The organism is Vagococcus intermedius, from assembly GCF_029144185.1.
Taxonomy (GTDB): Bacteria; Bacillota; Bacilli; order Lactobacillales; family Vagococcaceae; genus Vagococcus_D; species Vagococcus_D intermedius.
The window spans coordinates 1,656,421-1,675,621 of sequence record NZ_CP110232.1; the positions used below are offsets into that span (position 1 = coordinate 1,656,421).

Consider the following 19,201-nt stretch of genomic DNA (forward strand, 5'->3'; position numbering starts at 1 on the left):
TTCTTTTTTTATTTTGTTATTTTTAATCGGTTAGTTTCTGATAATTCTTTAAACCATAACCCACTTTTTTTCATCGTCCGTTTATAATTGTTATCTAACTCCACACGGTAAAAACCATAACGATTCGTGTAACCATTTAACCATGACCAACAATCAACAAACGTCCAAGTTTGATAGCCAAAGCACTGACTCCCTGCTTCAATTCCTTTGTGTAATTGTTCCAGATGCTCCTTCATAAATTCAATGCGATAATCATCCTGAATCATGCCAGTTTCGTCATCAAGGAAACGTTCTTCTTCTGCAACACCCATACCGTTTTCTGAAACAAACCAAGGCATATTATCATAGTCATTTTTCATCATCATGGCAACATCATATAAAGCCTCTGGATAAATCTCCCAACCACGATATACATTCATCTTACGATCTGGCCAAACATAAGGTGCGTAAAAATCAGATGGATCTGTCGCTTTCCCGACTAATTTTTGAACAGGTTCTTGAACTCGGCGTGGTTGGTAATAGTTCAATCCAATGAAATCAACTGTATTTGTAGAAACTGCTTCCTTATCTCCTTGTTGAGTCGTCGGTAGTAACTCATTCTCTTTTAATAAATCGACTAATTCTTGGGGGAATTGGCCTAAAACAGCTGGGTCTAAGAAACTTTTCGTATTCAATAAATCTGCTTGTTTAGCTGCCAATTTATCACCCTCGGTTTCTCCTCGACTATAACAAGGTGACACATTTAAAATAATACCAATCTGACCTTTAGCTTTCATCTCACGGAAGTTTTTAACTGCCATAGTATGCGCCATAATCGTGTTGTAGCCTACTTGGATTGCTTTTTTAAAATCATGAATAGCTGGATAATGATACCCATATAAATACCCACACTCTACATGAACGATTGGCTCATTAAAAGTAGTCCACATCTCAACTAGGTCTCCAAATAATTCAAAAGCGGTTTTTGCGTAAAAAGCAAAGGCTTCGACAGACTCTCGGGCTTCCCACCCCCCTTTTTCCATCAACCACCATGGCATATCAAAATGAAATAAGTTAATGATTGGTTTGACTTTATTTTTATGTAATTCTTCAAAATAAGACCGGTAAAATGCCACTGCTTCTGGATTAACTGTCTGCCCGTCAGGTAATAAACGTGCCCAAGAAATCGAGGTTCTGAAAGAATTCATTCCTACTTGTGGCATTAATTTTGCATCTTCTCGGTACATGTCATACATATTTGATGTATTTTCTGGGCCTTGATTTTTAGTGAATTTAGTGGGGTCTAGTTCATACCACTTATCCCATGTTGTGGGTGTCTTACCGTTTGACGTTGCATGACCTTCTGATTGGGGCGCTGATGTAGCTGCCCCCCATAAAAAACCTTTTGGAAATTTTAACATGTTATCCACTCCTTAATCTACTAATAAATAAAAAATGTCCATCCTTTTTGTACCCTTAAACTATAATGTTTTTTTATTTTTATATGTTTATTCTAAACGATAATCAGGTGGGTTTTGTTATAAAATAAAAAACAAGTTTTTTTAGTTAATACAACGTAACATGTTACACTTAAATTGGGTTTTATTATTAAAATAGATTGGAGAATGCTATTATGTTGAAAAATCAAGATTATTGGATTAAATATTTAGAATTAGTGCCACATCCAGAAGGTGGGTTTTACCGACGTATACTTGAAAGCGGTGAAAAAATCACCAATAGTACTGATCAAAAACGGCCACTTTATACGAGTATTTACTTTTTATTAACTTCAAAAAATCCCTCTCACCTCCATCGCTTAAAGTCAGATGAGGTTTGGTACTTTCATCAAGGTTCCCCCTTACAAATTCATTTGATTAATCAAGATGGCGACTATAAACTCATAAAATTAGGAAATAACCCAGAAAAAGGTGAACTTTTACAAACTCTTGTTCCTAAAGGTTCTATTTTCGGGTCTAGTGTAAATGGGATAAATAATTTTTCACTGGTTAGTTGCATGGTCTCACCTGGCTTTGACTATACTGATTTTGAGTTATTCACTCAACAACAACTCCTTGACATTTATCCAGCACATCATGAATTAATTGAAAAACTAGCTTTTAAAACTATTCCTAAATAAGGTTAAATCTACCTCTTATCCTGTTAGTTAATTTTCTTTGATTTCTATAAAATAATTAATCATCACCTTTGCTATACTTAAATTGAAAGGTGGTGACTCGTATGAACATGCCAAAAAAAATCAAACAGCAAACAACCCATTTATTAAAAACAACCGGTGTTGTGGTTTCTTGTCCTATTTGTGCCACACCTATTACAGTCAAGTATGAAAAAACAAAATGTCCACATTGTAAGGTTAAAATTAATGGTAAAAAATTACCACTATCATAAGAAAATAAGCCCAGCTCACATTAGTAAGCTAGGCTTATTTAGTTTTACCTACAAAAAAAGAGCTACGCTTAACGTAGCTCTTGTAAGTTTAAAATAATAGGCACATGGCGGCACCAACGTAGTGCTGCTTCCTTCCGGATCTGACACAATTAGCCGGCCCACCATTGCCCAAAGATTATTATAACCGATATTAATAATAAATACTAGTCTTTATTTACATTTTTTTGTTCTAACTGTTTTAATTTTTTTCTTTCTTTATTTCTCTCTCTCAGTTTCTTAAAGAAACTCGTTAAAATTTCACCACACTCTTTTTCTAAAATTCCAAATTCAACATAACATTGATGGTTAAAACGTACATCTTCTAATAAATTCATTAAACTACCAGCCACACCTGCCTTGGGATCTTTCGCACCATAGTAAACCTCATCAACACGTGATAAGATAATCGCACCACTACACATGGGACAAGGTTCTAAGGTCACAAACAATTGACTTTCAGCTAAGCGCCAATTTTCTATCTTGCCACAAGCCTCTTGGATAGCTAACATTTCTGCATGTGTTGTAGCATTTTGTGATATTTCCCTGATATTATGACCTCTTCCAATAATTTTACCTCTATGAACAACAATTGCACCAATCGGAACTTCACCTTTAGCTTCTGCTAATTTAGCTTCCGATATCGCTTCAGACATAAAAAACTTTTTTTCTTCATCTGTTAAAGAACTATTTTTTCCCATCGTTTAATACACTTCCTAGCTTCATTCATCTATGATTTATCCTATAATAAGTTGTCTTTCTTCTTGCTATTCAGTATACTATGAGACAAAGAAAAGATACATAAATTTTTAGATAGTTGGTGATTGAAATCGATATAGCACAATTAGAAGAAATTTATAACTTTGCGATTCCCCAAAAAAAACCAATGAAAAATAACTATTTTTTAGATATACCACTCAAAGATACTTGGCTATGTTTACCTAAAGAACGGCTGACACAGACTGAAATAGCCTTATTAAGCTCACTTTTCCTTGAGAAACAAGAGACTATGATTGATCAGCACAGACATCCTTGGTATCAATTTTTAGTTAATAATCAGCCCATAAAAAAAGTAACTGGCAAGTATCGACTCCTTCATTTTTCCATGATTAATAATGAAAAAATGACCGCCAAACTAGAATGGCTAAAGGCATTCACTAATATGTTTGATAACCCAATTGATTCTTTTTATATCACAGACACTTACGGTGTGCTAATTGAGAAAAAAGGTAAAAATAATTTTAGTAGTGAACAACTAGAAGGTATTTTATTAACGCTAGAAACAGATTTTAATTGTAAGGTTTCCCTTTATCTAGGAAATTTTTATCCTTATTCTGAAAAATTTCCTCAACTATTTTCAGAAGAAAGAACAATTAGCTGCCAAAAAGAAACCCAAATTAGTGCTAATCAGGTTACTGTTTTTTCTCAAGTCGCTTTGCATTATTTGACAAAAGATAGTATACCTGACAGTTCTATCATGACATATTTTCAGGCGCATCTACTAATTGACCCCACTATGAAAAAAATTATTAAAACACTTTGGCTTCATCAAGGTAATATTAGTTCCACATCAAAAGAACTTTACATGCACCGTAACACTCTTCAATATCGCCTTGAAAAATTTAAAGACAATACCGGTTTGTCTTTAAAAAATATGGATGATTTAGCTTTAAGCTATTTAATTACCTTAACTCAATAAAAAAAACCGTTAATCTTTTTAAGGATTAACGGTTTTTTATTAATTTTCTACAAAGCCATTAACAAAATTCGTTAAGGTTTGAACAACATCATCTGTCGCTTCTTTAACCGACTTGCCAGTTACTGATATTTTCTTACGACCCTCTTCCATTTTATCCAAAAGTTTTACTACAGTCGCAATTTCAGAATCTGATAAACCATCTACTACATGTAATATTTCTTCACTACCGTTTAATTTGTGGTCAACAAACTGCTTCACTTGATAACGATTTTTTGTATCTTTAACTGCACCTATAATTTTTTCTGATGCTAAAACAGCTACTGTTGTTCCTATTAACGCACTAGTCCCAAGACCTATTAATACTTTAGTTGATGTTTTCATTCAATCAGCTCCTTCATCATTTAATCTATCTTCATTATAACACTAATCACGTCTATCTCCGAATAAAATGACCAATCTTAACAATTGAAGTAAAACAGAGACAGCTGAGGCAACATATGTTAAAGCGGCAGCAAATAAGACATGTTTTGCCATTGTCATTTCTTCTTCATCTAACATCTCGGTTTCTTCCAAAATATTAAGAGCTCTTCTAGATGCATTAAACTCTACCGGTAGCGTAACGATTTGAAATAAAAAGGCTACTGAAAAACATAAAATGCCAATATTAATTAAAAATTGACCAAAGAAAACACCGGCCATAATTAATGGAAAAGAAATACTTGAACCAAAATTAGCAATTGGGACTAACGCAGCTCGCAAACGTAAGGGAACATAATCAACAGCGTCTTGCACAGCGTGTCCACATTCATGAGCTGCGACACCAACCGCAGCAACAGATTGAACATTTGCAACAGGCTCTGATAAACTTAGAACCTTATTACCTGAATTATAATTATCTGTTAATTGACCTGAAATTGCTCGAACGCTAACACCTTGTACATTGGATACTTTTAATACCATTTGTGCTGCATCTATTCCTGTATAGCCTCTTTTGTTTCTTATTCCCGAATATTTTTTAAAGGTACTTGTTACATAATTTGACGCTAAAAATGACAAAAGCATACCAATTAATATAAATATGTAGGTTTTATCCCAAATTAAATTCATCGCACCATACATAAAAAAGCTCCTTTCTTTATTCCCTACTTTACCTTCGTTTTAATTTCTTTATTTAAACAAAGACGACACTTACTAAAAAAAGAACTGTCCCCCATCGGTCAGTTCTTTTTTTAACCTGCGATAAATTAGATCTTTTTAACAAATTCGGATTTCAATTTCATTACACCAAATCCATCAATTTTACATTCAATATCGTGATCGTTATTCATTGAAGGATCAATTAAACGAATATTCTTAACATTTGTTCCTTTTTTAATCGCAGTTGAACTACCTTTCACCTTTAAATCTTTGATAACACTGATAGCATCGCCCTCAGTTAAAACATTACCATTACTATCTTTAATAACAGTTTCTACTTCAACTTCTTCGGACTCTGTTGAAGTAGACCATTCATTCCCACATTCTGGACAAATGAATAAAGAACGATCCTCGTAAGCATATTCTGAGTTACATTGTGGACAATTTGGAATTGACATTTTAATTCTCCTATTCAAATTTTTTTATACTAATAGAGTAGCACATTGTTTTAAAAAAACCAATTACTGTTATTTTAAAATCGTTTCTTTTTTTGAAAAAATATTCAATTATATAATTCATTCTCCATAAATTATTAAAAAAATGTCACTTTCACTATCTTTAATGGTTATTTAATATATAATTCACTTTAAAACTACTGAAAAACAAATATTTTTTATGTTTAACGTTCCATTCTTACTTTTATTTAGCAAAAATGGTATACTACAGTGGATAATATAACAGGAGGCTCCTATGAGAGAATTATTAGATGCGTCAACCAGACGTCGCCTTGCAATTTTAGAACAACTCAATATAACGTCTAACTGGGTCAGTTCCAATGAGCTTGCTGAACAAAATCAAGCATCTCTTAGAACTATTAATAGCGATGTTCACTTTTTAAAAGAACAGTGGGCACCTTTTTTAATTATTGAAACTTCAAAGAAGAATGGGGTTCGTTTAAAAACACCTGCAAGCAGCCATGTTTCGGTAGTTTATAATAAAGTTATTCAAAAATCAGATTCTTTTAGATTACTTGAAAGTATCTTTTTTAATCCTAATTTAGTGATTGAAGATTGGGAAGAACAATTATTTATTAGTGAGTCTTCTCTCTATCGCATTTCAAATCAATTAAGTAAATCTCTGGCAAATTTTGGATTAAAATTACAAAAAAGACCCTGTCATATCACGCCTCATAATGAGTATTATGTTCGCCATTTTTTCACTATTTATTTATTTGAAATCTATGGTGTCCACCATTGGCCTTTTAAATTTGATCGCAAATTACTTGTTAATTTTTCAACAGCACTATATAAAAAATTTGGCTATTATGTCGATGAGCTATTGATTATGTTTTTAGCCTACATTATTGCGGTAACTTTAGAGCGCTATTCTCAAGGTTTTAAATCAGATTCTAAAGACTATTCATCTATAACAGCCGATCAAAAAGAGTTTTTCTTACAGCATAAGGAGATGTTAAATCTAATTTTAGCACCACATAATCTAAACTTAGATGACGACCTAACCAATGAACTGATTGTATCCATCTTATTTTTAAAAGCTGAACTTTTGGACGACATTAAATTAGCGTCCTTAGATACTAAAATAGAACAATTTCTCAGCCAACTTCAACAACGTATTAATGAAAAATTAGACATGGAAAGCTATCAACAAATCACGAGTATGTTGCGTTTAATTTATTTTGAACACTATTTCTACCCATTCAATGATTATATTTTATTTGATCGCTATCAATTTAATGGTAAAGCGATTGAAAAAAACTATCCAATCTTTACTGATTTAATTAAAGAGTGTCTCTTACCCTTAGAAAATAATATGGGATTTCCTTGGTCAAGTCAGTTTAATAGTAAGATTATTTATTGGCTAATGGTTAAGTGGAAAAATTTACCACTCATTTTAGAAAATAAAAAAGCCAAAGCTCGGTTATTAATCATTAGTGATTTAGGAAATGAACATGCTGAACTTCTAGCTGATATGATTACTAAAAATTTTAATTCAAAAGTTGAAATTACGATTTATTATGGCTCTATTATTTTTCTGGAAAATAATGACCCAAATGAATTAAATAATTATGACTATTACATTACAACATTTTTCTGGGAATTACTAAATAATGACAAAGTTATTGTTGTCGATGCTATTCCTTCTGATCAAGATTGGGGGGAAATTCGGCAAGCAATCAATACAGTTTACCGATCACACTTAGCAAAACTCCCTTAATAAAAGACAGTTTTAAAGGAGGTGCTTTATTTAAAATGTTAGTAGTACACATAATTAGTGTTTTGAATGCTGTCTTAATAAATATTTCAATTATTATTAGTGCTATTCTGACTTTATATTTCTTTTCCTTATATTTTGCAACCAAACGAGGTCAGGAATCACGATCTTTTATTGTAGAAGACCAATTAAAACATTTAAAACTCCCTATGCTTATTTTCATGGGTGTCTTACTAGGATTAATCAGTTTTCTACTTTATAATAATCTAATTCCTACATCTAATAACCCTAGACATGGGATAGATATGAGCTATGCTTTTGTCTATCTTGTGACACTCTATATCTCGCCTCTGATTGGTTTGATTAGCTCTGTCACCCTCGCCTTATTAAAATACTTGATTTTTATTCAGCATCCGGTTTTATATACACCGTCTGAGATAATAAATACAATGATTTTTATTGCAATTCTAACTATTTTAGCAAGCTATTTAAAAAAAATGAACGTCCAATATTGGCAAAGTCACTTTATCTTTCTAGCATGCCTTATTTTCTTAAAAGCTTTTTCTTTTACCCTTTATACAAAAGGAGTCTTGACTAATCAAGATGCTAAAGAATCACTCTATTATTTAATCATGTATACCTTTATCTTCTTGTTAACATCTGGGATTATTACTACTACGATCTCACTCTCACAATCAGTAAATGTTTATAAAACAGCCGCGATTTACGATACTCTCACCGGACTTTATAATAAAAATTCTTTTGAATTTTTTTTAGATTACTTAGCAGATCCGAAGAGTAAACAAAATGCACCGTTATCTTTAAGTATCCTAGACTTAGATAATTTTAAAACAATCAATGATACCTATGGACACAAGGTAGGAGATATGGTCTTAGTTCATTTTTCTGATATTTTGTGTTCTATCGCACAGGAACCTAATAATTATCTTTGCCGCATCGGTGGCGACGAATTTGCTATCATGCATGACCAACCTAAAGATAAATCACTTGATTATTATGATCTTTTACAAAAAAAATTAAAAGATCGACCTTTTATTATCCAAAAAAAAGAAATTTATTTAGAAGTTTCTATCGGTCTGTGTCACTTCAACGTCACACCTAATTTTAGTTCTCAATATGCTTTTATTTTGACCGATACAGCCTTATATGAAGCGAAACGAAATGGTAAAAATAAACTTTATCAAGAAGATTATACAAAAAAAACAGCCTAGTTTTTCTAGGCTGTTTTTTTTAACGTGCTTGTGTATACTTGTAAGCAGTTCCTAAAGAAATATCACATTCATCAGCAATCTCTCTTAAGGTATGTTTATTATTTTTATATAAGAATTGAATTTTTTCAACCGTTTCTTTAGAAATTTTTGGACGTCCCCCAACGCGACCATTTTTTCTGGCTTGCTCTAAACCACGAGACGTACGCTCACGAATAATAATTTTTTCAGTTGCTGACATTGCTTCAATCATTGCCATGTATGTTTTATTATCAACATCTTCTAAGCCTGGTCTACGATTGACAACAACTAACTCTATATTTTTTTCACGTAATACAGCAACTAACTCTGCTAATTGAATAATTGATTTTCCCAAACAAACTAATTCATAAACAATCAATTGATCCCCAGATGACATCTCAGATAATGAATTTTCTAATTCTTTATGAGGATGACCTCCTCCTGTAAACAAGTCAGTTTCTAATACGATACGATCGCATCCATATTTTCCTAAACTTTCTAATTGTGATGATAAATATTTTTTATCCTCTGTGGCATAAGCATATCCTACTACGTTCATTTTTATTGCATCCCCTATTCATTTAATTACTCTATATTTTTTATACCTATATCTTATAAATAGTATATTAAACATACAACAAAATTACTATACCACTCTTTGCATATGAATATGTAAATTATGAAAATAACGTACCTTCTTAAAATGATTTATTAACCTCTCTTTTACTAAACATAAATCTAGACTTAGTTTTAGCTTTTTAGTAGAATAAACAAGTGATTAAATAAAAAAAATGCGAGGTTATATCATGTCAAACTTATTAGTAATCAAAGCTCATCCGTTATCTGCTGAGCACTCAACTTCAATGAAAGTAATGGATCATTTCATCTCTTCTTTTAAAGCTAGTAACCCTGATGCATCCGTTGAAATCGTCGATGTTTTTACATCAGATATCCCAGAATTGGATGAAGCACTATTAACTGCTATGTATTCCCTGAAAGCAGGTAATGACTTTGCAACATTAACAACTGAGCAACAAGGACTTTTAACACGTTTTAATGCCTCCACTGAACAATTTTTAGCAGCTGACCGAATTGTTATCGCCAACGCCCTTTGGAATTTAAATATTCCAACTCGTTTAAAAGCTTGGGTAGATACAATTAATGTTGCTGGTAAAACATTTAAATATACAGCGACAGGACCTGCTCCACTAACAGAAGGTAAGAAAGTATTACACATCCAATCAAATGGTGGTAGCTACAATGGTCAAGATTTCTCTTCGATGTACTTAAAAGGAATTATGAACTTTGTTGGGGTTAATGATTATCATCAATTATTTATCGAAGGTATTGATCATCATCCTGAAGATAGCGACAAAATTCTCGCTGCTGCTTTTGCCAGTGCAGCAGATTTAGCTAAAACATTTTAAAAAAAAGATTGCCTTTGTTTAAAGGCAATCTTTTTTATTTTAAATAGCTGTATGTCCATTTTTCTTAATCTACTAAAAGTTGTTTAGCCAATGCTAAGCACCCAATCGTTGCTGCATTATTTTCTAAAACGGGGGTGATGATATATGTCGCCATCTCTGGTGTCTCAACATAACCATTTAATAGCTCTTTAAATTTCTCTCTCACCATCGGTAACAAGTGTTTTTGCTCCATCACCCCTCCACCTAAAATGATTCGCTCTGGTGATAACATTAAGGTAGTATTATAAAGACATTTTGCAAGGTATTCAGCTTCTAATTCCCAATATGGGGAATCAGGTGCTAAGTCTTGTCCTTTTATTCCAGACCTGGCTTCTATGGCAGGTCCTGCCGCTAATCCCTCTAAACAATCTTGATGATAGGGACAAGTACCACTGTAATCATCATTTGGATTTTTAGGAACCATCATGTGTCCCATTTCTGTATGATTGATTCCGCCAATAAATTTTCCATTTTGAATGGCACCAGCACCGATACCTGTGCCAATCGTGTAGTAAACAACGCTACTTAAACCTAAGCCTCCGCCGGCATAAACTTCACCATAACACGCTGCATTGACATCTGTTGTCCAATACACAGGTTGTTTAAACGCGACTTTCATTTCGCCTAAAAAATCAAAATTAGTCCAACCCGGTTTAGGTGTCGATGTAACCCAACCGTATTTTTCTGATTGAGGATTACAATCGATTGGGCCAAAAGAACCTATACCAATCGCTTTTAATTTTTCATCATATTTCTTAAAAAAGTCAATAACTTTGGCTAAAGTCTCGACAGGACTTGTTGTTGGAAAAGAAATTCGCTCAATAATAGTCAATTCACTGTCAGATACGGCACACACAAATTTAGTGCCACCTGCTTCAATACTACCTAACATATCCATAAATTAATAATCTCCTTAATTGAAGAATCAGAAGCGACTATGCAAGATCATAGTTGCTTCTGATTCTTTTTATATACTATCGTAATGACACTACTAATTAGGCTCAATTCAGTCTAAACTTTAATTATTTTCAGCTAATTGTGCCATAGCTGTTGCTAATACTTTAGCTCCGTCCATCATACCATATGCTTGCATATCAATTACATCTACTAAAGTCGCTGTACCGGCTACTTTTTTATCGAATTGAGCTTTCATAAATCTAACTTGGGGACCTAAAAGTAAGATATCTACTTTTTCAACTGTATTATTTAAATGTTCTTCAGCTTCTGAAGCAGGCACAGCAAAAATTTCAACTTCTAGTCCTTCCTTCACTGCTGCTTGCTCCATTTTAGAAACTAACAAACTAGTACTCATACCTGCTGAGCAGGCTAACATAATTTTTTTCATTTTTATTTCCTCCTGAATTAACCATACTGTCGGTTGGGTTATTTAAAATTAAAAGCCGTTATTATCAGATAATTCTTTAAACCATAACCCACTTTTTTTCATCGTCCGTTTGTAATTGTTATCTAACTCCACACGGTAAAAACCATAACGATTCGTGTAACCATTTAACCATGACCAACAATCAACAAACGTCCAAGTTTGATAACCAAAGCACTGACTCCCTGCTTCAATTCCTTTATGTAATTGTTCCAGATGCTCTTTCATAAATTCAATACGGTAATCATCCTGAATCATGCCAGTTTCATCATCAAGGAAACGTTCTTCTTCTGCAACACCCATACCGTTTTCTGAAACAAACCAAGGCATATTATCATAGTCATTTTTCATCATCATGGCAACATCATATAAAGCCTCTGGATAAATCTCCCAACCACGATATACATTCATCTTACGATCTGGCCAAACATAAGGTGCGTAAAAATCAGATGGATCTGTCGCTTTCCCGACTAATTTTTGAACAGGTTCTTGAACTCGGCGTGGTTGGTAATAGTTCAATCCAATGAAATCAACTGTATTGGTAGAAACTGCTTCCTTATCTCCTTGTTGAGTCGTCGGTAGTAATTCATTCTCTTTCAATAAATTGACTAATTCTTTGGGAAATTGACCTAAAACAGCAGGGTCTAAGAAACTTTTCGTATTTAATAAATCTGCTTGTTTAGCTGCCAATTTATCTCCTTCGGTTTCCCCTCGACTATAACAAGGTGACACATTTAAAATAATACCAATCTGACCTTTAGCTTTCATCTCACGGAAGTTTTTAACTGCCATAGTATGCGCCATAATCGTATTGTAGCCTACTTGGATTGCTTTTTTAAAATCATGAATAGCTGGATAATGATACCCATATAAATACCCACACTCTACATGAACGATTGGCTCATTAAAAGTAGTCCACATCTCAACTAAGTCTCCAAATAATTCAAAAGCGGTTTTTGCGTAAAAAGCAAAGGCTTCGACAGACTCTCGGGCTTCCCACCCCCCTTTTTCCATCAACCACCATGGCATATCAAAATGAAATAAGTTAATGATTGGTTTGACTTTATTTTTATGTAATTCTTCAAAATAAGACCGATAAAATGCCACTGCTTCTGGATTAACTGTCTGACCGTCAGGTAATAAACGTGCCCAAGAAATCGAGGTTCTGAAAGAATTCATTCCTACTTGTGGCATTAATTTTGCATCTTCTCGGTACATGTCATACATATTTGATGTATTTTCTGGTCCTTGATTTTTAGTGAATTTAGTGGGGTCTAGTTCATACCACTTATCCCATGTTGTGGGTGTCTTACCGTTTGACGTTGCATGACCTTCTGATTGAGGCGCAGATGTAGCTGCCCCCCATAAAAAGTTTTTTGGAAATTTTAACATAACTTTTTGAGCCTCTTTTCTAATAGTTACCCTATGGAGCAAACCAATGTGGTTAAATTAACGCTAAATAATGAAATGCTAATTGACAATAGGTCATATTAGCCCAAGAGAACCATTCTCTTGTATAGTTATCAGGATTATCAACATCAATTCCTTCATGACATTGACACGTCCCACCGTCTGTCTCGCTGATCACTTTTAGCTGATTTTTAATTAAATCTAAATCTGTTGAGGTTAAACCTTCCATTGCCAAAGAAATAGGCCAAACATGATTTGGTGGTGTGTGCGGACTACCAATTCCTTTTAAGACCTTTCCCTCATAGTAGTATGGGTTATCATGACTCAAAATTTTCTGACGCGTTGCTTGATAGATTGGGTCCTCTTCTTGACAAAAACCTAGGAATGGTAGTGATAACAAACTTGGTACATTGGCATCATCCATAAATAAACTATTGCCTAAACCGTCTACCTCATACGTATAATAACGATTTCCTAATTCATCTTCTAAAGTTGCAAATTCTTCAATTCCTTTTAAGATATCTGCTTGTAATTTTTTCATTTTATCTGTTAGTTCTTGGTAACCTTTTTGCTCATTTAATAATGTTAACATTTGATCGATAACTACAACAATAAACATATTCCCTGGCACAAAATAACCGTAAGTACAGGCATCATCACTTGGTCTAAACGCACTCCAAACCATTCCAGTATAACCTATTTCAGAGCCCTTACCCTCACGAGGTAAGGTATCTGATGGCGGACAATCTGTTCTTTCAAATGTATAGGCAGAATCTTGATGATTTTGTTCATGAATAAAAGTATCCATTGCTAACTCAACCGTTTTCCAAAAGTTCTCGTCTAAATGGTCTGAATATCCTGTTTTATTTTGTAAGTGATAAGCTAAAAAGAGAGGCGCACACAAGGAATCAATTTCAAATTTCCGCTCCCAAACAAGGGCTGAAATTGGAATATTTGATGTGTCATTACTATAATGTCCACCATCTTCTTCTTTATTAAAAGCATTTGAATACGGATCATGATTTAAATAAGAGAGTTGTTGTCTTAAAACACCATGAACTAATTGTTTGACTTCTGGCACTTTATCAGCAATTTCTAAGTAAGGTAACACTTGAAAAGTTGAATCTCTTAACCACATAGCGGGAATATCACCTGTGGCAACAAAGATTTCACCATTTTCACGAACACTGACTGTGTTAGTAATTGTATCTGTTAAGGCATTTCGAAATAATTTTGTTTGTTTTTCCGTTGGTAACGTTATCGTTTCACCATAACGAGTTATATCTTCAATTAATTTGTTCTGATTAATCACACCAAAACTCCTCTCATTATTTAAAATGAATCCCATATGTTCTGATCTCACCAGGCTCAAATGACTTCATTTCCAATTTATCTATATTGGCGCTAAGCGACTGCTTAATTTTTCCTTCTAGATCTAATAAGAAAACATCTACTGGAGATTCAAAATCAATCGTACCTACTTGAGATATTTTTTCTTTTGAAGGATTGTAGAGACGCAACTCAATGCCCGTACCATCAATTGACGGTAGCAAGCTACTAATCACTACATTTTCATTATTAATCGCTAGTTTCTGATTCACAATAGTCTTTTCTAACGGTAATAAATTACTTTGGAAATACTGTAGTTGCGTTGTAAAACGATTAAGAACCTGTGTTTGATAGTATAAATTTTCTTGAGTAATACTTAAATATTTTTTTTGTAAATCCTGTGCATCAAACTTACTATCTAAAATAATACTCCCTTCAAAGGTTAATTTCCCAAGTAATTGACTATCTGGAGTTTCTAATTCACGCATATGTAAGCCAGAAGCGTCACCTGGACGTCTAATTGTATCAGGACGACCTAAGAAACCTACTCCCCTAAAGATAGTAATAGCTAAAGTCTCATAGTCATCACCAATTAATTGGAAATCTTTTGTCCCTTTTGTCAAGAAACTCCAACTTGACTCATTAGAATGGGTATTAGCAAAATGTAACATTGGACGCATACTTGTTGGTTCTTCTTTATACCCAATTTCTCGCCAGTTCTTAATATTATCATCTTCCACTGGACGTTTTATAACACCAAATGGTGTGTCAGCATAAGAGTCAGTTCCTTTAATATCTGTCATTAACATTAATCTCATACGATGATCTAAAACTTGATTATCTAAAGTCAGGTTAACATCAATTCTAGGGCTATCTGAACATAAAATTAATTCTAATTCATAGCCAACAACGGCATCTAAGCGCTGATTTTTTCTAGAGTCTAGATTATAAGGTAACTGCCACTCTCCTTTGACCAGCATTCGACTCACTAAGTTACCTTCTTCAATAATTGTTTCAGTTGCGTTACTAAAATCTAATTCTAGTAACCAATCGTGATAAGCAGGTGAATAATCATAAGTATCCCCCTCATCGCCACCATCTTCAATTTTCAAGAAATTAGTGTACCATTTCCCTAATTTTTCAGAGTATAAATTAAATTTACCCTCTTTAAATTGTAAACGATAAGCATCAGATGAAATCTCATCACTTACTTTTAGACTTTTACCAGAAGTTCTGCCTTCTGAGACTTGGACCATAATATAAGACATCGCAGGAATATCAACTTTAATAGCGACTGTTGTCACATAGTAGGATTCATCTAAACGTTCAGCTGGATTGCGACGCAATAAAGCATCATTTTCTACACGCTGCGTTACAATATCAAACTCAAGCTCTTTTCCTGATTTGTCGACTAGCTTAAACTCAGGAAGTTGTGTTGTCACTTCAAACTGACGCACTTCACTCATGTCAAATGGCAATGGATTCCAAATAAATAATTCATTCAACTGGTTTTCATTAATTGAAATACTCACTTTTCTTAATAAGTAATCCATAGTAGATTGTGCTTCTTGTAGTGCGTTGATTCCACGTTGGTAAATATCTTGGTTCGTCTTATCACTATTACAACCACCTGCACTATCATGTGCTTGCCCACGAGCAACAGTCGCCCATAAACTATCAATTAAACCTTGTTTGACAGAAATACCATAATCCCGGGCAATAATTGAAAATGGCTCTAATTGATAAGTTAACACACGCTCTAACTTATCGTATAGTTGTTTTAAATCATATCTTGATGAATAAATACCACGATGAATTTTTGAATCTGAAGGATCTATAAATTCACCAGTTAGTTCAGGTAAGCCTTTTTGTGTCTCTAATGCTTTGAAAAACTCTGGATAGTTACTCTCGATGTAGTTGATTGACTCATCACTTTCTTGATTGCCAAGTTCGATACGTTCTTTTAAGTTGAAATCAACCGCACGTTGATCCCCACCAGTTGGTAATAAGTGATGGCAACTTGGTGTTTCAGTTGATATTCTTTCAACTAATTCATCAAACTGATTATTTTCTATAAGATCAACACCTGCATAATAACCATTCTTGATGTTAGCAGTTAAAACTTTAGAGCCATCTTCACTAGACCAATAAAAGTAACGGGTCTTAGCATCTTTAGCTAAACCACGCCAAAATAAAGCATGATTTATATTAAATCCTTGATAAATCTTAGGCATATCTTGACTTTGGCCAAATGAATCTGGTAAATACCCAACTCTCATTGTGCCACCTAATTCATCAGCCTGTTTCATTCCTAAACGTAAGTTACGAACAATTGATTCTCCAGAAGTTGTCATTTCATCAATCTGAGTAAACCATGGTCCTATGAACAAGCGACCTGCTTTAACAAATTTACGAATACTCGCTTCTTTTTCAGGACAAACTGATAAATAATCTTCCAAGATTGACATTTGACCATCTAATGTATAATAATCTAATTTTTTTTCTTCCAAAGCAGTTAAGACTTCATCCATGTGGAAAATAAACTGAGCTTTTGATTCTTGCCTTGTAAAATACCATTCATAATCCCAATGTGTGTGGGCTACAGTATAAACATTTTTCATTTTCTATATTCTCCATTTCCTAGCAAGATACTTTCTGACTATTCAATTAGTACCTTAGGCTTGTAATTCTCTTTGTTGTTTTTGATTTAAAATAACGAATGGTGCATATAATATAATATCCAAAATAACTAGTACTAAAGTTAAAATAACTGGGCTAATATGGAATGCTCCTAATACCCATGAACTAATAAAGATTGGTTCATTACCAGCATTCAACACGACTAATGGGACTACCCAGCCAATTGATGTCACAACATAAGCAATCACTGCATTAATAATTGGAACTAAAATCCAAGGGATAAACATAATTGGGTTTAAAACAATTGGTAAACCGAAAATAACTGGTTCATTGATACCAAAACAGCCTGGTACTAAAGCAAGTTTAGCTACTTCTCTTTCTTTTTCACCATTTCTTGTAAAAATTAACATCGCAATAATTAAGCCAAAAGTTGCTCCTGATCCACCAATCATGGCATAAACGTTAGTCATTGTATTAGGTGAGATTGAAATTCCTTCAAAGCTTTGTGTTTCTGCAAATTTAGCAACATTTTCTAAGAATAGCGGTAACCAAAAAGCTGACACAACTCCCCAAACAATATTAAAGCCATGTAAGCCTAAGAACCATAAAATTTGTTGTAGTAAAATAACAATAATAATTGCTGGTAAACCAGTTCCTACTGTCAATAATGGCGCAATTAATACTTCTGAAATCATTTGTAATAGAGAGACGTAACCTAAACCTTGAATACCTAAACGAACTAAACCAAAAATTAATAAGACTTCACTAATTGGAATCAATGAAAAGAATGAATCAAAAACATTTTGAGGAACATTCCCTGGCATCTTAATCGTAAATTTACTTCTTGAGAAACGTGCAAATAAATCTACTGCAATCATACCTACGATGAGTGCTGTGAACATCCCTTCATAACTAAAGAATGATGTGGCAAAACCTTCTACAACATCTGCTTTTGAATCTAAGTAGTTAACATTATTCGGAATCATTACAAAATAAGCGGCAAAAGCTAACAATGTTGCAATAATAGGATTTAATTGACTATTCTTTTCATGACGTTTTAATTCAACCGCATAAGAATAGGCTGATGAAAAGACAACAATTAACGCAACAATACCTAAAGTTGCACTTCCTAAATAACCAAATAATTTTGCTGCATTATTTAAAATCACATTATCAATATTATAATTTTTAATCAATGCTTCCAACTGCATTTTAATCAGGTTTGAAAAAGAACCTACCACGGTAAATGGGATTGTTCTGACAAACGCATTTTTTACTGCTTGTAAAATCATATTTTTTTCTACCCAAGCCGAAGCTTTTAGTAATGGTTCTTGAAATCTCTCAACATTAAATTTCATAAATAACACTCCTTAATTTTTTGTAAACGTTTTTCTAACTTAATTATAGCTATTTAATTGTTTTTATAAATACCTAATTAGTAATTTGGGTTTACATATTAATTAGCACGTGATAATATGTATATACAAATAGAACGTTCGGAGGTTAACAAATTGTATAAATATAGAGAAATATATTCAGACATTAAACGTGATATTCTAACAAACCATTACCGTTCAGGGACTTTACTACCTACCCAAGAATTTTTCTCTGAGAAATATAATGTTTCTCGTATTACCCTAAAAAAATCATTAAATTTATTAGAAAATGAAGGGTTAATTTATAGTAAACAAGGTTCTGGTACATATGTTAGATCAAAAATTGAAGCAGATGAAAGTGAACTGTTACCACTAGATTTACCAGTTGGCGCTACCTTTTCACATAAAGATCAAAATATTTCTAGTAATGTCTTATTTTTCGATGCCCGACTTCCAACAACTGAGGAACAACAAAATCTAGGTATTAGTAGCAATCAGCCTGTATACGAATTTAAGCGTATCCGTAAGATAAATTCAAAACCTTATAGTTTCGAACATGTCATCATGCCTGTCCATATTGCGCCTATCGATCAAGATATTTTAAATGGTTCCGTCTATGACTATCTTCAACAAAACGTCAATATTCAATTGCTAGATGCACGTAGAATCATCTATGCTCAAAACGCTACCGAAGAACTAAACCAAGTTTTACATGTACCAAAAGACTCTCCTATTTTAGTCATTGAGCAAACTGGTTATGACCAGAAAGGACGTGCGTTTGAATTTTCAAAATCTTACTTTATTAGCAATCAAAGTAAATTTGTTTTAGATGTTCATATTAATAAAGAGCGCAGATAAAC

At 33.3% G+C, this 19,201-nt stretch carries 19 protein-coding genes and 1 other RNA gene; 7 read left to right on the top strand and 13 right to left on the bottom strand.

Translation table 11 applies throughout. The features are described from left to right. Positions 1 to 8: 8 nt before the first annotated feature. Positions 9 to 1,400 (bottom strand): glycoside hydrolase family 1 protein, encoded by a 1,392-nt coding sequence (locus OL234_RS07750; RefSeq protein WP_275468672.1) that lies wholly within the window; start codon positions 1,398 to 1,400, stop codon positions 9 to 11. 212 nt (positions 1,401 to 1,612) lie between these two features. Here OL234_RS07750 and OL234_RS07755 point away from each other — a divergent pair, with 212 nt between their 5' ends. Both OL234_RS07755 and OL234_RS07760 read left to right on the top strand, forming a co-directional pair. After that, positions 1,613 to 2,116, top strand: a complete 504-nt coding sequence (locus tag OL234_RS07755) for a cupin domain-containing protein (RefSeq protein WP_275468673.1) — start codon at positions 1,613 to 1,615, stop codon at positions 2,114 to 2,116. 101 nt (positions 2,117 to 2,217) lie between these two features. Beyond that, positions 2,218 to 2,385, top strand: a complete 168-nt coding sequence (locus OL234_RS07760) for a hypothetical protein (protein WP_275468674.1) — start codon at positions 2,218 to 2,220, stop codon at positions 2,383 to 2,385. A 91-nt stretch (positions 2,386 to 2,476) separates the two neighbouring features. On the opposite strand, the gene ffs is transcribed toward OL234_RS07760, so the two are convergent. Both ffs and tadA read right to left on the bottom strand, forming a co-directional pair. Then, positions 2,477 to 2,559: signal recognition particle sRNA small type (ffs, locus tag OL234_RS07765), an RNA gene on the bottom strand. Positions 2,560 to 2,588: 29 nt separating this feature from the next. Beyond that, positions 2,589 to 3,122 carry a tRNA adenosine(34) deaminase TadA gene (gene tadA / locus OL234_RS07770; protein ID WP_275468675.1) on the bottom strand — a complete coding sequence of 178 codons (534 nt, stop codon included), beginning with the start codon at positions 3,120 to 3,122 and terminating at the stop codon, positions 2,589 to 2,591. Positions 3,123 to 3,241: 119 nt separating this feature from the next. On the opposite strand from tadA, the gene OL234_RS07775 reads away from it, so the two are divergent. Beyond that, positions 3,242 to 4,120: a PucR family transcriptional regulator gene (locus tag OL234_RS07775; RefSeq protein WP_275468676.1), complete on the top strand. Its 879-nt coding sequence runs from the start codon at positions 3,242 to 3,244 to the stop codon at positions 4,118 to 4,120. A gap of 39 nt (positions 4,121 to 4,159) precedes the next feature. Here the strand turns inward: OL234_RS07775 and OL234_RS07780 are convergent, their stop codons facing one another. From OL234_RS07780 to OL234_RS07790, 3 genes are all read right to left on the bottom strand, one after another. After that, a complete protein-coding gene (locus OL234_RS07780) occupies positions 4,160 to 4,501 on the bottom strand; it encodes a hypothetical protein (RefSeq protein ID WP_275468677.1) in 342 nt (113 codons plus the stop codon). Between the two features lie 42 nt (positions 4,502 to 4,543). Beyond that, positions 4,544 to 5,239 (bottom strand): zinc metallopeptidase, encoded by a 696-nt coding sequence (locus tag OL234_RS07785; RefSeq protein ID WP_275468678.1) that lies wholly within the window; start codon positions 5,237 to 5,239, stop codon positions 4,544 to 4,546. Between the two features lie 125 nt (positions 5,240 to 5,364). After that, entirely contained in the window at positions 5,365 to 5,715 is a 351-nt protein-coding gene (locus OL234_RS07790; protein WP_275468679.1) for a zinc ribbon domain-containing protein YjdM, read from the bottom strand. Positions 5,716 to 6,007: 292 nt separating this feature from the next. Here OL234_RS07790 and OL234_RS07795 point away from each other — a divergent pair, with 292 nt between their 5' ends. Both OL234_RS07795 and OL234_RS07800 read left to right on the top strand, forming a co-directional pair. Beyond that, complete coding sequence (locus OL234_RS07795) at positions 6,008 to 7,492, top strand: AcpB/EbpR/MafR family transcriptional regulator (RefSeq protein WP_275468680.1); 1,485 nt, start codon at positions 6,008 to 6,010, stop codon at positions 7,490 to 7,492. Between the two features lie 35 nt (positions 7,493 to 7,527). After that, entirely contained in the window at positions 7,528 to 8,721 is a 1,194-nt protein-coding gene (locus OL234_RS07800) for a GGDEF domain-containing protein (protein ID WP_275468681.1), read from the top strand. A 19-nt stretch (positions 8,722 to 8,740) separates the two neighbouring features. Here the strand turns inward: OL234_RS07800 and OL234_RS07805 are convergent, their stop codons facing one another. Beyond that, positions 8,741 to 9,298: a recombinase family protein gene (locus OL234_RS07805; RefSeq protein WP_275468682.1), complete on the bottom strand. Its 558-nt coding sequence runs from the start codon at positions 9,296 to 9,298 to the stop codon at positions 8,741 to 8,743. Between the two features lie 247 nt (positions 9,299 to 9,545). On the opposite strand from OL234_RS07805, the gene OL234_RS07810 reads away from it, so the two are divergent. Continuing rightward, entirely contained in the window at positions 9,546 to 10,166 is a 621-nt protein-coding gene (locus tag OL234_RS07810) for an FMN-dependent NADH-azoreductase (RefSeq protein WP_275468683.1), read from the top strand. Positions 10,167 to 10,230: 64 nt separating this feature from the next. On the opposite strand, the gene scrK is transcribed toward OL234_RS07810, so the two are convergent. The 6 genes from scrK to OL234_RS07840 all read right to left on the bottom strand — a co-directional run bounded on the left by scrK (position 10,231) and on the right by OL234_RS07840 (position 18,323). Next, entirely contained in the window at positions 10,231 to 11,097 is an 867-nt protein-coding gene (gene scrK, locus OL234_RS07815) for a fructokinase ScrK (protein ID WP_275470134.1), read from the bottom strand. A 126-nt stretch (positions 11,098 to 11,223) separates the two neighbouring features. Beyond that, complete coding sequence (locus OL234_RS07820; RefSeq protein WP_275470135.1) at positions 11,224 to 11,556, bottom strand: PTS sugar transporter subunit IIB; 333 nt, start codon at positions 11,554 to 11,556, stop codon at positions 11,224 to 11,226. A 42-nt stretch (positions 11,557 to 11,598) separates the two neighbouring features. Beyond that, positions 11,599 to 12,978, bottom strand: coding sequence for a glycoside hydrolase family 1 protein (locus OL234_RS07825; RefSeq protein WP_275468684.1), 1,380 nt, complete (start codon positions 12,976 to 12,978; stop codon positions 11,599 to 11,601). 52 nt (positions 12,979 to 13,030) lie between these two features. Continuing rightward, positions 13,031 to 14,308, bottom strand: a complete 1,278-nt coding sequence (locus tag OL234_RS07830) for a glycoside hydrolase family 125 protein (RefSeq protein ID WP_275468685.1) — start codon at positions 14,306 to 14,308, stop codon at positions 13,031 to 13,033. Positions 14,309 to 14,324: 16 nt separating this feature from the next. Beyond that, the gene (locus tag OL234_RS07835) at positions 14,325 to 16,946 is read right to left on the bottom strand and encodes a glycoside hydrolase family 38 N-terminal domain-containing protein (protein ID WP_275468686.1); all 2,622 of its coding nucleotides are present in this window, start codon (positions 16,944 to 16,946) and stop codon (positions 14,325 to 14,327) included. Positions 16,947 to 17,000: 54 nt separating this feature from the next. Beyond that, positions 17,001 to 18,323 carry a PTS sugar transporter subunit IIC gene (locus OL234_RS07840; RefSeq protein WP_275468687.1) on the bottom strand — a complete coding sequence of 441 codons (1,323 nt, stop codon included), beginning with the start codon at positions 18,321 to 18,323 and terminating at the stop codon, positions 17,001 to 17,003. Positions 18,324 to 18,476: 153 nt separating this feature from the next. Here OL234_RS07840 and OL234_RS07845 point away from each other — a divergent pair, with 153 nt between their 5' ends. Then, a complete protein-coding gene (locus OL234_RS07845; RefSeq protein ID WP_275468688.1) occupies positions 18,477 to 19,199 on the top strand; it encodes a GntR family transcriptional regulator in 723 nt (240 codons plus the stop codon). The last annotated feature ends 2 nt before the right edge of the window (positions 19,200 to 19,201 follow it).

Coding starts and splice junctions, on each gene's coding strand:
- OL234_RS07790 (WP_275468679.1), bottom strand. CDS start 5,715: ATGTCAATTCCAAATTGTCCACAATGTAACTCAGAATATGCTTACGAG.
- OL234_RS07800 (WP_275468681.1), top strand. CDS start 7,528: ATGTTAGTAGTACACATAATTAGTGTTTTGAATGCTGTCTTAATAAAT.
- scrK (WP_275470134.1), bottom strand. CDS start 11,097: ATGTTAGGTAGTATTGAAGCAGGTGGCACTAAATTTGTGTGTGCCGTA.
- OL234_RS07795 (WP_275468680.1), top strand. CDS start 6,008: ATGAGAGAATTATTAGATGCGTCAACCAGACGTCGCCTTGCAATTTTA.
- OL234_RS07750 (WP_275468672.1), bottom strand. CDS start 1,400: ATGTTAAAATTTCCAAAAGGTTTTTTATGGGGGGCAGCTACATCAGCG.
- OL234_RS07805 (WP_275468682.1), bottom strand. CDS start 9,298: ATGAACGTAGTAGGATATGCTTATGCCACAGAGGATAAAAAATATTTA.
- OL234_RS07835 (WP_275468686.1), bottom strand. CDS start 16,946: ATGAAAAATGTTTATACTGTAGCCCACACACATTGGGATTATGAATGG.
- OL234_RS07785 (WP_275468678.1), bottom strand. CDS start 5,239: ATGTATGGTGCGATGAATTTAATTTGGGATAAAACCTACATATTTATA.
- tadA (WP_275468675.1), bottom strand. CDS start 3,122: ATGGGAAAAAATAGTTCTTTAACAGATGAAGAAAAAAAGTTTTTTATG.
- OL234_RS07760 (WP_275468674.1), top strand. CDS start 2,218: ATGAACATGCCAAAAAAAATCAAACAGCAAACAACCCATTTATTAAAA.
- OL234_RS07755 (WP_275468673.1), top strand. CDS start 1,613: ATGTTGAAAAATCAAGATTATTGGATTAAATATTTAGAATTAGTGCCA.
- OL234_RS07840 (WP_275468687.1), bottom strand. CDS start 18,323: ATGAAATTTAATGTTGAGAGATTTCAAGAACCATTACTAAAAGCTTCG.
- OL234_RS07825 (WP_275468684.1), bottom strand. CDS start 12,978: ATGTTAAAATTTCCAAAAAACTTTTTATGGGGGGCAGCTACATCTGCG.
- OL234_RS07810 (WP_275468683.1), top strand. CDS start 9,546: ATGTCAAACTTATTAGTAATCAAAGCTCATCCGTTATCTGCTGAGCAC.
- OL234_RS07780 (WP_275468677.1), bottom strand. CDS start 4,501: ATGAAAACATCAACTAAAGTATTAATAGGTCTTGGGACTAGTGCGTTA.